This is a genomic window from Streptomyces sp. NBC_01429 (assembly GCF_036231945.1).
Lineage (GTDB): Bacteria > Actinomycetota > Actinomycetes > Streptomycetales > Streptomycetaceae > Streptomyces.
The window spans coordinates 1,098,970-1,111,255 of sequence record NZ_CP109599.1; the positions used below are offsets into that span (position 1 = coordinate 1,098,970).

General features: G+C 72.3%; 10 protein-coding genes and 1 pseudogene. 2 read left to right on the forward strand and 9 right to left on the reverse strand.

All coding sequences use genetic code 11. The features are described 5' to 3' along the window. Positions 1-67 precede the first annotated feature (67 nt). From OG627_RS04745 to OG627_RS04760, 4 genes and pseudogenes are all read right to left on the reverse strand, one after another. On the reverse strand, positions 68-1,288 hold the full coding sequence (locus OG627_RS04745) for a glycine C-acetyltransferase (RefSeq protein WP_329061715.1): 1,221 nt from the start codon (positions 1,286-1,288) through the stop codon (positions 68-70). Positions 1,289-1,313: 25 nt separating this feature from the next. Beyond that, positions 1,314-2,342 carry an L-threonine 3-dehydrogenase gene (gene tdh / locus OG627_RS04750; protein ID WP_329061717.1) on the reverse strand — a complete coding sequence of 343 codons (1,029 nt, stop codon included), beginning with the start codon at positions 2,340-2,342 and terminating at the stop codon, positions 1,314-1,316. A 701-nt stretch (positions 2,343-3,043) separates the two neighbouring features. Further along, positions 3,044-3,877, reverse strand: a pseudogene (locus tag OG627_RS04755) (hypothetical protein); the annotation flags it as partial. Further along, positions 3,874-4,743: a phosphatase PAP2 family protein gene (locus OG627_RS04760; protein ID WP_443073604.1), complete on the reverse strand. Its 870-nt coding sequence runs from the start codon at positions 4,741-4,743 to the stop codon at positions 3,874-3,876. The pseudogene OG627_RS04755 and the gene OG627_RS04760, both read right to left, overlap by 4 nt. Before the next feature lie 178 nt (positions 4,744-4,921). Between OG627_RS04760 and OG627_RS04765 the strand changes: the two genes are divergently transcribed. Both OG627_RS04765 and OG627_RS04770 read left to right on the forward strand, forming a co-directional pair. Continuing rightward, positions 4,922-5,521 (forward strand): TetR/AcrR family transcriptional regulator, encoded by a 600-nt coding sequence (locus OG627_RS04765; RefSeq protein ID WP_329061721.1) that lies wholly within the window; start codon positions 4,922-4,924, stop codon positions 5,519-5,521. A gap of 529 nt (positions 5,522-6,050) precedes the next feature. After that, positions 6,051-7,133: a terpene synthase family protein gene (locus OG627_RS04770; RefSeq protein ID WP_329061723.1), complete on the forward strand. Its 1,083-nt coding sequence runs from the start codon at positions 6,051-6,053 to the stop codon at positions 7,131-7,133. 100 nt (positions 7,134-7,233) lie between these two features. On the opposite strand, the gene OG627_RS04775 is transcribed toward OG627_RS04770, so the two are convergent. The 5 genes from OG627_RS04775 to OG627_RS04795 form a co-directional block, all read right to left on the reverse strand. After that, positions 7,234-8,862 (reverse strand): cytochrome P450, encoded by a 1,629-nt coding sequence (locus OG627_RS04775; protein WP_329061725.1) that lies wholly within the window; start codon positions 8,860-8,862, stop codon positions 7,234-7,236. A 142-nt stretch (positions 8,863-9,004) separates the two neighbouring features. Then, positions 9,005-9,619, reverse strand: a complete 615-nt coding sequence (locus OG627_RS04780; protein WP_329061727.1) for a GTP-binding protein — start codon at positions 9,617-9,619, stop codon at positions 9,005-9,007. After that, positions 9,600-9,974 (reverse strand): DUF742 domain-containing protein, encoded by a 375-nt coding sequence (locus OG627_RS04785; protein ID WP_329061728.1) that lies wholly within the window; start codon positions 9,972-9,974, stop codon positions 9,600-9,602. The genes OG627_RS04780 and OG627_RS04785 overlap by 20 nt, the downstream gene beginning before the upstream one ends. Further along, the gene (locus tag OG627_RS04790) at positions 9,971-10,378 is read right to left on the reverse strand and encodes a roadblock/LC7 domain-containing protein (protein ID WP_329061730.1); all 408 of its coding nucleotides are present in this window, start codon (positions 10,376-10,378) and stop codon (positions 9,971-9,973) included. Before OG627_RS04790 ends, OG627_RS04785 begins: the two co-directional genes overlap by 4 nt. After that, on the reverse strand, positions 10,375-12,069 hold the full coding sequence (locus tag OG627_RS04795) for a sensor histidine kinase (RefSeq protein WP_329061731.1): 1,695 nt from the start codon (positions 12,067-12,069) through the stop codon (positions 10,375-10,377). Before OG627_RS04795 ends, OG627_RS04790 begins: the two co-directional genes overlap by 4 nt. Between the last annotated feature and the right edge of the window lie 217 nt (positions 12,070-12,286).

Consider the following 12,286-nt stretch of genomic DNA (forward strand, 5'->3'; position numbering starts at 1 on the left):
AGCCCCCGCCGTCAGCCTCCGCTGCCAGCCCCCGGCGTGGGCCTCCCCCGCGTCGGCTCCCCTTCGGTCAGCTCTCCCGCTCCAGCACCGCGCGCGCGTCGACGAACGCCGCGACCGCCCGGCGCACCTCGGCCGTCGAGTGCGCGGCGGACAGCTGCACCCTGATCCGCGCGCGGTCCATCGGCACGACCGGGTAGGAGAATCCGATCACGTACACCCCGCGCTCCAGCAGCAGTTCCGCCATCCGGCCGGCCCGCGCCGCGTCACCGATCATGACCGGGGCGATCGGGTGGTCGCCGGGCAGGATCTCGAAGCCCGCCCCGGTCATCTCCTCGCGGAAGAGGGCGGTGTTGGCGCTCAGCCGCTCCCGCAGCCCGCCCGCGCCCTCCAGCAGGTCGAGGACCTTGACCGAAGCGGCGGCGATGACCGGCGCGAGCGAGTTGGAGAAGAGATACGGGCGGGAGCGCTGCCGCAGCAGCGCGACGATCTCGGCGCGGGCGGCGACATAGCCGCCCGAGGCGCCGCCGAGCGCCTTGCCGAGGGTGCCGGTGACGATGTCGACCCGGTCCATGACGCCGTGCAGTTCGGGGGTGCCGCGGCCGTTCGGGCCGACGAAGCCGACGGCGTGCGAGTCGTCGACCATGACCATCGCGTCGTACCGGTCGGCGAGGTCGCAGATCTCGTCGAGCGGCGCGACATAGCCGTCCATGGAGAACACGCCGTCCGTCACGATCAGCCGCCGCCGGGCGTCGGCGGACTCCTTGAGCCTGGTCTCCAGTTCGGCGAGGTCGCGGTTGGCGTAGCGCAGCCGGCGGGCCTTGGAGAGGCGGATGCCGTCGATGATGCTGGCGTGGTTGAGCGCGTCGGAGATGACCGCGTCCTCGGGGCCGAGGAGAGTCTCGAAGACTCCGCCGTTGGCGTCGAAGCAGGAGGAGTAGAGGATCGTGTCCTCCTGGCCGAGGAAGCCCGACAGCCGCCCCTCCAGCTCCTTGTGGATCTCCTGGGTGCCGCAGATGAACCGTACGGAGGCCATGCCGTAGCCCCACCGGTCGAGGGCGTCCTTGGCGGCGGCGACGACCTCGGGGTGGTCGGCGAGCCCGAGGTAGTTGTTGGCGCAGAAGTTGAGGACCGCGCCGTCGGCCTTCTCTCCATCGTCCGTCCCGCCGGAGGCGGTCACGGCGACGGAGGCGCTCTGCGGGGTGGAGATCACGCGCTCGGGCTTGAAGAGACCGGCGGCGCGGATCTCGTCGAGCGTGGCGGACAGTTCGTCCCGGACGGACCCGTACATGAGGGCTCCTTCTTGTCTTGGTTGGTCAGGCTGTCCAGTCGAGGATGATCTTGCCGCTGCGGGCGGTGGCCGCCTCGTCGAACGCCGCGTCGAAGTCCTCGTACCCGTAGCTGCCGGTGATGACCGGCGTGAGGTCGAGGCCGCCTTCGAGCAGCACCGTCATCGCGTACCAGGTCTCGAACATCTCGCGGCCGTAGATGCCCTTGATCGTGATCATGGAGGTGACGATCCTCGACCAGTCGACGGCGAACTCCTCGGCGGGCAGCCCGAGCATGGCGATCCGGCCGCCGTGCGTCATGTTGGCGACCATGTCGCGCATGGCCTCGGGGCGGCCGGACATCTCCAGGCCGATGTCGAAGCCCTCCTTCAGGCCGAGCAGCCGCTGGGCCTCGGAGATGCCGGTGCCGGAGACGTCGAGGGCCAGGGTGGCGCCGGCCTTGCGGGCGAGTTCCAGGCGGTACGGACTGACGTCGGTGATCACGACGTTGCGCGCGCCCGCGTGCCGGGCGACGGCCGCGGCCATGATGCCGATCGGGCCGGCGCCGGTGATCAGGACGTCCTCGCCGACGAGCGGGAAGGAGAGGGCGGTGTGGACGGCGTTGCCGAACGGGTCGAAGATCGCGGCGACATCGAGGTCCACCTCCGCCCGGTGCACCCAGACGTTCGTGGCGGGCAAGGCCACGTACTCGGCGAAGGCGCCGTCGCGGCCGACGCCGAGGCCGACGGTGCCCCGGCACAGATGGCGGCGCCCGGCCAGACAGTTGCGGCAGCTGCCGCAGACGAGATGGCCCTCGCCGCTGACGAGATCGCCGACGGCGACGTCCCGTACGGCGTCGCCCACCGAGACCACCTCGCCGACGAACTCGTGGCCGAGGACGCGCGGGGTGGTGACCGTCCTGCGCGCCCAGCCGTCCCAGGAGCGGATGTGCAGGTCGGTGCCGCAGATACCGGTACGGAGCACCTTGATCAGTACGTCGGCCGGCCCGGTGCGCGGCTCCGGCACGTCCATGAGCCACAGCCCCGGTTCGGCCTGCTGTTTGACAAGTGCCTTCATGGGCGCGGCTCCCGGGGTGGTGGTGCTGAGCGGTGACCGTCGTCCGTGCGGTGAGCACCGCTCGTACGTGATCACCGCTCCGTGGTCGTGCACCAATCTGCCGAGCCGAGGGGCGTTCGGTCCATCGAGGATTTCTTAACCGCGCCAACAGCTCAGCTTCACACCCGTTTCGCACCCGCCGCCCGCGACGGGCGACGGGTGCGCGCCGAGGGCTACTGGTAGGTGCACTTGTCGCGCCGCCGGTGGACCCGGCGCAGGCGTATCCGGCGGCGGCGCTCCTGGAGCGCCCGTACCCGCGAGCCCCTGCCGCGCGCGGGCCGCTCCCGCTCCCGCTCCGCGACGAGCTGCCCCAGCGCGGGCACCAGGCCGGGCACCACAGCGGGCTCCGCCGCCGGGGCGGTCGGCGCGGCCCCGCGCCGGGCGAGGCGCGGGAGGCGGGAGCGCCGAGCGACCGGACCGGCGCGTACGGGGTCGGGGGCTGAGGCCGCGGCTGGAGCCGTCCGAACCGGTTCCGGGGCCGGGAGCTGTGCGGAGGACAGCACCGGGGTGCGTGTCCGCGCCGCCGGAGCCGCCGTCCCGACCGGCTCGTACGGGTGGTCGTAGGGGCCGTACGGCGCGGACGGCCCGTACCGCGTCCGGTGCTCCGGGTCCCGGCCAGGCTGCCGGTCCCGCTCACCATCCGCCTCGGCGCCCGGTACGGGTACGGGCACGAGGGCGGTCCGGGTCAGCAGCACCACGCCGCGCGCCGCCAGCACCGCGCCCACCAGCGCCGCCGCGATCCCCACGGCGCCGCCCCGGAGGCGCTCGCCGAGGAGGGCGAGGCCGATGACGGAGGCGGCGACCGGGTTGGCGAGGGTCAGTACGGCGAGCGGGGCGCCCAGACCGCCCCGGTACGCCGTCTGGGAGAGCAGCAGACCGCCCGAGGCGAAGGCAGCGACCACCAGCGCGACCGCCGCGACCTGCCACCACGGCAGCGCGCCGGCGCCACGGGCCGTGGCGGCGACCGTGACGGTCTGGGTGAGGGCGGAGGCGACGCCCGAGGTGATTCCGGAGGCCGCCGCGTGCCGCAGTCCGGGGCGGGCTCCGGGCCTGGTCAGAACCGTGACCAGAGCCAGCGCCAGCCCCGCGACGGCAAGCGCCTGCGACAGCGAGAGCGTCGCGCCCGGATGCGTACCGGCGGCGGTCAGCAGGATGACCGCGAGCCCCGCGAGCGTGTACGCGGTGCCGCGCCACTCGCCCCTGCCCACCTGGCGCCCGGCCCGGCGCGCGCCCAGCGGCACGGCAGCGACCAGCGTCAGCGCGCCGAGCGGCTGGACGACCGTGAGCGGCCCGTACGTCAGGGCCACGACATGCAGCAGCGCGCCCGTCGCGTTCAGCCCGACCGCTCCCCACCAGGCGCCGCGCCCGAGCAGGGTGAGCAGCGGGGTCCCGGGCGCGGTGCGGGCGGCGAGGCGTTCCTGCGCCACGGCGGCCGAGGCGTACGCGAAGGCCGAGACCAGCGAGAGGGCCACGGCGACCGCCGTCCCGCCGTTCATCGCGCCGCTCCCGACGTGACGCCGACGACGGTCCCGGCAGGGGCCCCGGCAGGGGCCTGTTCCGGGATGCCCGCGGCGGGCCGTACGGTCTTCGGCCGCGCGGCCGAAGACCGTACGACGAGGGATCCCCGGCGCCGTACGGCCGCGCCCGGCGCCCTGATGAACGCCAGCGCGACGCCCAGCAGCGCGACGGCCACGGCCGCGTCGAGCCAGTAGTGGTTGGCGGTGCCTATGACGACGAACAGCGTGAGCAGCGGGTGCAGCAGCCAGAGCCGGCGCCACCGCGTCCTGGTGGCGGCGATGAGTCCGACGGCGACCATCAGGGCCCAGCCGACATGGAGCGAGGGCATCGCCGCGAACTGGTTGGCCACCGTGTCGTGCGCGGGGGACGCGGCGTACACCGTCGGCCCGTACACCCGGCCGGTGTCCACCAGACCGGTCGCGGCCAGCAGACGCGGCGGGGCGAGCGGCATCAGCAGATGCAGGACGAGCGCGGCGCCGGTCAGCGCGGCGAGCACCCGTCGCGCCCATACGTAGTGACCGGGCCTGCGCCAGTAGAGCCAGCCCAGGAAGAGCACCGTCGCGGGGAAGTGCACGGTCGCGTAGTAGGTGTTCGCGAGCTGGACCAGGGTGGTGTCGTGCAGCAGGACGCCCTGGACGGCGCCCTCCCCCGGCAGATGGAGCGCCCGCTCCCAGCCCCGGACGCGGTCCGCGTCGCGGAACGCCTCGGCGGTGTGTCCGGTGGCGGCCTGTCTGCCGAGCTTGTAGACGAGGAAGAGTCCGGCGACGAGCAGCAGCTCGCGCACGAGGGGCGGTCGGGTGGAAACGTCCGGTTTCCGTTCGGCGGGCCCCGTGCGGGCGTCGATGTTCACCACCCGCCCCCTTCACATGGTCGGCACGGCGCGCGGGGACGACGTGGCGTTACGGCGACGCGTTCTGGACCGCGCCCTTATCGATACGCCAGTGTACCGATACGAAATAGTATCGGTACACTGGCGTATCGGTACACTGCCGTATCGATGCCATGACGGGCAGGGAGAGACGATGACGACGACGCAACGCCGCTCCAAGATCACGCCGGAGCGCGAGCAGGAGTTCTACCAGGCAGCTCTCGACCTGCTCAGGGAGGGCGGCTACGACGCCCTCACCATGGAAGGCGTCGCGGCCCGCTCCCGTTGCGGCAAGTCCACGCTCTACCGTCAGTGGGGTACGAAGCCGCAGCTGGTCGCCGCCGCGCTGCGCGGCACGAGCTGTTTCCGGCTCGCGGACGTCGACACCGGAACACTGGAGGGCGATCTGCGCGCCGTGGCCCGGTCGGCGGCGGTGTTCTCGGGGCGCGACATCCCGCTGATGCGCGCGCTCAGCCAGGCCGCGTTCCAGCACCCCGAGCTGCAACGGGCCCTGCGCGAGGTCCTCATCGACCCCGAGATCGCGGCGATCGACACCATGGTCGGGCGCGCGGTGGAACGCGGCGAGATCGCGGCGGACAACCCGGCCTCGGAGTTCGTGGCGGTCCAGCTGACCGGCGTCATGCGCGCCCGGCCGACGCTGGAGGGCCGTCACGCGGACGAGGCGTACCTCAACCGCTTTCTCGACGCCACGATCCTCCCCCTCCTGGGGCTGCGCGCGGCCGCGGCCCTCTAGACGGGCGGTCCGTCGTCCGAGCGGATGACGACGGACCGCCCGCGCCGCACCGTGGGGACGGGCGCGGCGCGACGACAGGCCGGTGGCCCCTCCCCCGAGGGGCCACCGGCCTGTCGCACATCTGGCCGTGCGGCCACGCGCGGGGCTCACATAACGTACGCATATCGTCTCACCGCGTCTCCGCTCTTTGACGTACCCGTACCGAACGATCCCCCTCTCGCTCCCCGGGCGCGCGATATACGAGCCGTGACGAAAATTCGACTCGGACGGGTGGCGGCGGTACGGCGAGGGGGCGGGCCGGGGGCGCATGCTGGAAGCGCGCGGGGCAACCAGGGAGCGCGTGTTGGGGGTGCGCGTCGGCGGAGTGGAGGCGCACGGGAGTGATCGGACTAGCTCACAATCAGTCAATTCAAGCCAGGCGATGGCAAGTTGCCTCGTTATTGACGATTCGACCTGGACATATACGCTCCCCGAACGGCACCGCTCCTTGTCCCCCCGCACCGTATTCCCGCCGCCCAGGAGGCCGATCATGTCCTGCGTCTCGGAACAGCGCCTGGCCCAGCAGCTCCCCGCTGTGCCGTTCTACTGCCCTGTTCCGCCCGCGCGGCACCAGTCCGTCGAAGTGCTCAACGATCAGACCGTACGGTGGATGCTCCAGCAGCGGCTCGACACGGACGAACAGCAGATCAAACGGCTCGCCGTGTGCGACTTCGGCGGGCTGACCGCGTCGACCATGCCCTACGGGCAGCTCGAACCGCTCACCCTGATGTCCAAGTTCCACGCCGTGCTCTTCTCGCTGGACGACGGCGTGTGCGACGAGTCCGCGGCCACGGCGGACCTGCTCGCCCAGGAGACCTCGCGGATCATGCGCGCCGTGGAGTCCCCGGACGCGGGCTCGCCCAACGACTCTCCGCACACGGCGGCGCTGCGCCGGCTGCGGGTGGAGCTGGAACGGTACGCCTCACCGCGCCAGTTGCGGCGGATGACGGAAGCGATGCGCGTCTACACCTCGGGGCTGGTGTGGGAGGCGTCCTGGCGCGGGCGGTCCGAACTGCCGTCGCTGGACGACTACGTCACCCTGTGGATGCGCGCCATCGGCATGGCCCCGTCCACCGCGATGATCGAGATCGTCGGCGGCTTCTCGGTCACCGACGAGGATCTCCACGACCCCCGGGTGCGGGCCCTGACCGAGATCACCTGGACCCTCGTCAGCTGGGACAACGACCTCTACTCCCGCAACAAGGAGCTGGAGCGGGCCGACGACAACCTCAATCTGATCGATGTCGTCTGCCAGGAACAGGACTGCGAACCGCAGCGCGCGCTCGTCCGGGTGGTGACCATGCGGGACCGGATCATGGTGCTCTTCGACCGGCTGTCCGCGCAGGTCCTCGACGGGGCGAACGAGGAGCTGCGCCGGTACGTGACCGGGCTCGGCCAGTTCGTCCGGGGCCATCTCGACTGGGCGTCGGCCTGCCCCCGCTACGCCGTGCCGTCCGGGCCGAAGGCCACCCCGGGCGGGTGGTGGAAGCGGCAGCCCGCCGACAACAGCCTGGAGCCGCTGCCGATTCCCACCATCGCCTGGTGGTGGGACCAGCTGGAGCCGGTGCGCTGACCCACCGGCCCGCGCGGGCGTCCGGCCCCAGCCTGTCCGTTCAGCCGTCGGTTTCCCGTTCAGCCGTCGGTTCCCGTCCGCCGTCGGTTCCCGTCCGCCTTCAGTTCCCGTTCCACCAGCGGGACAGCGCCTGCCAGGCCCGCTGCGGCGCGCTGCCCGTGCGCTGCTCGGGGATCGACGCGGCGGAGCCCGGGGCGGCAGGGGCATCGGCCGTGGCCGTGGCGGCCGAGGTGGCCGGGGCCGCCTCCGCCGTCACCGTTCCCCCGGCGCCCGCCACCGGCGGGTGTACGGAGCGCGGCGGCCGGGGCGACTCCACCTGCCACTGCGGGCGCGGCACGGCGGTCGACGGGCTCGGCGGGCCGGTCACGTCCTGCGGGGGCCGGGGTGCGAACGTCACCGGCAGCTCCATCAGCTGATGGGACATCAGCGCGCCGGAGTAGCGCAGTTCGCGCTCGTCCACCGCGAGCTGGAGATCCGGCAGCCGCATCAGCAGCGCGTCGATCCCGGTGTCGGCGATGGCACGGCCGATGTCCTGCCCCGGGCACTCGTGCGGGCCGCCGCTGAAGGCGAGATGGGCTCGGTTGCCCTGCATGTGGGCGTTGAGATCGGGCCGTACCACCGGGTCCACGTTGGCCGCCGCGATGCCCACGATCATCGCGTCGCCCGCCTTGATGCGCTGGCCGCCGAGTTCGGTGTCGCCGACCGCCCAGCGGCCGAAGATCGCGGTGAACGGCGGCTCGTCCCAGAGCGTCTGCTCGACCGCCTCCGGCAGGGTCATGTGGCCGCCGCTCAACTGCGCGCGGAACCGCGGGTCGGTGAGCACCATGCGCAGCACATTGGCGATGAGGTTGGCGGTGGTCTCGTACGCCGCGATGAGCACCAGCCGCAGATGCTGGCTGACCTCGTCGTCGGTGAGCCCGGCCTCGTGCTCCACCAGCCAGGTCGCGAAGTCCTCCTCGGGCGCTGCCCTGCGGCGCTTGACGAGCCGGATCAGCGCGGCCATCACATAGGCGTTGGACTCGTTGGCGGTCTCGGTGCCCTTGATCATGTCGCGGGCGGCCTGCACCAGCCGTTCGTTGTACTCCTCCGGCATGCCGAGGATCTGCGCCATCACCATCATCGGCAGGTGCTCGGCGAACCGGCCGACCAGATCGGTCCTGCCGTCCCGGCAGAAGTCGTTCACCAGACGGTTGCTGTAGCGGTTGATGTAGCGCCGTACGCCCCGGTGGTCGATGCGCGCGATCGAGTCGGTGACCGCGCCGCGCAGCCGCTCGTGGTCGGCGCCGTCCGCGAACACGCAGATCGGCTGCCAGGTGAAGATCGGGGCCAGCGGGTGGTCGGGGGGCGCGGTTCCGTCGTGCAGCGCGCGCCAGCGCCGGGAGTCGCGCGAGAACTGCGAGGGCGTGCGGGTCATGTGCAGGTTCTCGCTGTGCCCCAGCACCAGCCACGCCGGTACGTCGCCCTGGAGCAGTACGGGCGCCACGGAACCGTGCTCGGCGCGCAGCTTCTCGTACAGCGCCATCGGGTCGTTCTCCGCCTCGGGCCCGTACAGCCGCCGCAGCCCGCCGGGCGGCGGGGTGCCGGGGGCGCCGGTGGGGCCGCCCGGGCTCGTACCGTTCAGGCCGGCCAGGCCGCTCATGTCGTGGGAACTCAGGCCGTGGGCCGGGCAGCCCGGCGGCGGGGCGGCGTGGTCGTCCGGCCCGGGCCGGTGGGAGAAGGGGGTGTTCACGGTCGCTCCAGGGATGAGGCCGGAAGGGAGGAAGAGGGCTATGGGGTACGGACGCACGGGCGTGCGGATGTACCGGGGGACGGCGGCGCGGGTACGGGGACGGGCGGAGCGCGCCGCGCGCCACCGGACCCGCGTCCGCCGGTCAGCGCGGCGGCGCGGCCAGCGTGTGCAGATAGCGCATCAGCGTGAGCAGCACATCGCGGCTCGACGCCCGCAGCCGCGCGTCGCAGTCGACCATCGGGACCTCGTCCGGCAGGTCGAGTGCCTTGCGCAGCGCTTCGACGGGGTGGTGCGGCGCGTCCGGAAAGGTGTTGACGGCGACGACGAACGGCACGCCGCGCTCCTCCAGCCGTCCGATCACGTCGAAGCTGACTTCGAGGCGGCGGGTGTCGACCAGCACCACGGCTCCCAGCGCGCCTTCGAACAGGCCGTTCCACAGGAACCAGAAGCGCTCCTGGCCGGGGGTGCCGAAGAGGTAGAGCACCAGCTGTTCGGTGATGCTGATGCGGCCGAAGTCCATGGCGACCGTGGTGGCGGTCTTGGACTCGACACCGGAGTTGTCGTCCACCCCGACCCCGGCCTGGGTCATGGTCTCCTCGGTGGTGAGCGGACGGATCTCGCTGACCGAGCCCACCATCGTCGTCTTGCCGACCCCGAATCCGCCCACGATCACGATCTTCACGGCGGAGGTGGCCGTGGTGGGCAGGACGTCCTCGCTCCGGGGGCCGGTGATCGTGTCAGAGTTTCTGAAGTCCATGCATCACCGCTTCGAGGAGGGACCGGTCGGGGAGGGCGGCGCGCACGATGGGCGCGCGCGATTCGACCAGCTCGGTCGCGAGGAGTTCGGTCAGCAGCGCGGTCACCACGCTGAAGGGCAGGCTGAGATAGGCCGACAGCTCGGCCACGGACAGCGGAGCCCGGCAGAGCCGCAGGATGCTGGCCTGCTCCGGCGGGACCATGGGCGACGCTTCCACCCGCGCCACGATCATGGTGACCAGGTCGAGGGACGCGCGTTCGGTGCCGTCGGGGCCGCCGGTGATCACGTACAGCCGCTCGGGGTCCGAGACGTCCGCGTCGGGCCGCCGTCGTTCTCGCTGGGGAGGGATATTCATCCGGCCTGCCCGTCGTGGCGCGGCGGGCTCGTGAGGTGGGCGCCGATCCGCACGACCATGTCCCGCATCCGGGCACCGACCAGCCCGGCGTCCACCGTGTCGGCGGCGAGGACCGCGAGGTAGGCGCCGGCGCCCGCTTCCATCAGGTAGAAGAAGCCTCCGCCGATCTCGATGACGACGAGCCGCATCCGGCCGTCGCTGCCGGGGATCTCGACGGCCACGGCGGCGGCCAGGCTCTGGAGCCCGGCGCAGGCCGCCGCGAGCCGGTCGGCCGCGTCCGGGTCGCCGCCGTGCCGGGCGATCCTGAGCCCGTCGGCGGAGAGCACCACGATCTGGTGGATCTGCGGCACCCCGTCGGCCAGCTCCTTGAGCATCCAGTCCATGTTCGCCCGCTGCTGGATCACTTCAGATCTCCCTTGCCCCACACATCGTCGGATTCGCCGCGGTCGCCTGGCCGGTCCGGCGGCTGTGCTGTCCCGGCCGACGGCTCCTGGGGGGTGCCGTTGACCGCCTTCGTGAACGCGTCGAGCCAGATACCGGGGCCCGGCTTCTTCTCCGCCGTGCCCTCCTGGCCCGCGCCCTGGTCGTGGGTACGGGCGGAGTCCCGCCGCTGGGCCGGAGCGCCGAACGCGCCCGCCGGGGACGCCCCGTCCACGCCGCCGGGGGCGGAGGTGCGGCCGCCCGTGCGGCCGTTGTTCACCAGCCCCAGGTTGTGCGAGCCGAGCGGGGCGCGGCCGCGGCTGCGCCGCTGGGGCAGTCCGTTGTCCGTCCACTCGGTCACCACGGGAATGTCGTCCTCCATGGCCGGGACCACGACCGGGGCCGTCCGCTGGGGGCCCGTGACGGGCCGGGGCGGCCGGTTCGCGGGCCGGAGCATGTCCGTGGTGGGCAGGTCGTTGGTGCTGCCCTTGGGACCAGCCGAGGCGCCGATGCCATGGGCGATACCGGGCGCGGGACCGGTGGTCACGACGTCGCGCGGCACGATGAGGACGGCGCGGACCCCGCCGTACGCCGACTGCCGCAGCGAGACCTGGAGGTTGTACATCTGGCAGAGCCGGCCGACCACGGCCATGCCGAGCCTCGGGGTCTCGCCGAGGTCGTTGAGGTCGATGCCGGCCTGGGCCTGGGCGAGCATGCGTTCGGCCCTGGCCCGCGCCTCCTCGCTGAGGCTGACGCCGCCGTCCTCGATCTCGATCGCGATGCCGGTCTGCACCTCGACCGCGGTGACATGGACGCGGGTCTGCGGCGGCGAGTAGCGGGTGGCGTTGTCGAGGAGTTCGGCGCAGGCGTGGATGAGCGGTTCGACGGCCGTGCCGATGATGGCGACCTTGGCGATCGAGTGCAGATCGACGCGCTGGTACTCCAGGATCCGGGACATCGCGCCGCGCAACACGCTGAACAGCGGTACGGGCTTGGGCCATTGGCGGCCGGGGCGGGCTTTGCCGAGTACGGCGATGCTGTCAGCGAGCCGGCCGATCAGCGCCGTGCCGTGGTCGATGCGCAGCAGGTCGTCGAAGACTTCGGGGTTGCGGCCGTGGGCCTCCTCCATCTCCCGCAGCTCGCTGGCCTGTTGGTGCACGATGGACTGCACGCGGCGGGCGATGTTCACGAAGGAGCGCTGCGCGGACTCGCGCATGGCCTCCTCGTCATCGACGATCTGGAGTACGGAGCGGAGCAAGGAGCGCTGCGCCGCGGGCAGTTCGCGGTAGCGCTCGTCGCCGTCCACGACGGCGCGCATCACTTCCATGGGCGATTCGCCCTGCCGGAGCCGGTGGATGGCGGCCGGCATCAGTTCCTTGCCGAGCCGGACCGTCTCCTCGTCGTGCTCGGCGAGCCGCCACTCCAGCGCGGCGATGCGGTGGGCGTGCTGCTCGCGCAGGGCGGCGATGGTGCCCCGGCGACGGGACAACTCGCGTGCGCACCAGGCGAACAGACCGATCGCGAACGCGCCGTACAGCGCGAGCGGTATGCGCGCGTCCTCCGGCACGAGCGCCACCGCCGCCGCCGTGGCGCCGATCAGCAGAACGACGGGGAGTACCAGCGCGCGCACGATGGGTGACGCTTGATCATTCGGGGGTGCTTCAACACGAACCATGTAAGCCCTCTGGCGGTCGATTCAGGTCGGATAATTCGCACAATCACGGAACCTGGGGGAACAAGTGCCTGATTACGTATCAACTCGGCGCGCTCCGCGAGAGCTTAGCCCGCCTCACGCGCCACTTCGGCGTATTCGCGCAACCTCCTGCACGGGCCACACCATCGGGCATACACTCGCGCATTTGCACGCAGTGCTGCCGCCGGGGCACGAAGCG

Bases quoted from the DNA above. Each gene is read 5' to 3' on its own strand.
- OG627_RS04765 (WP_329061721.1), top strand. From the start codon at position 4,922: ATGACGACGACGCAACGCCGCTCCAAGATCACGCCGGAGCGCGAGCAG.
- OG627_RS04745 (WP_329061715.1), bottom strand. From the start codon at position 1,288: ATGTACGGGTCCGTCCGGGACGAACTGTCCGCCACGCTCGACGAGATC.
- OG627_RS04785 (WP_329061728.1), bottom strand. From the start codon at position 9,974: ATGAATATCCCTCCCCAGCGAGAACGACGGCGGCCCGACGCGGACGTC.
- OG627_RS04780 (WP_329061727.1), bottom strand. From the start codon at position 9,619: ATGGACTTCAGAAACTCTGACACGATCACCGGCCCCCGGAGCGAGGAC.
- OG627_RS04795 (WP_329061731.1), bottom strand. From the start codon at position 12,069: ATGGTTCGTGTTGAAGCACCCCCGAATGATCAAGCGTCACCCATCGTG.
- tdh (WP_329061717.1), bottom strand. From the start codon at position 2,342: ATGAAGGCACTTGTCAAACAGCAGGCCGAACCGGGGCTGTGGCTCATG.
- OG627_RS04770 (WP_329061723.1), top strand. From the start codon at position 6,051: ATGTCCTGCGTCTCGGAACAGCGCCTGGCCCAGCAGCTCCCCGCTGTG.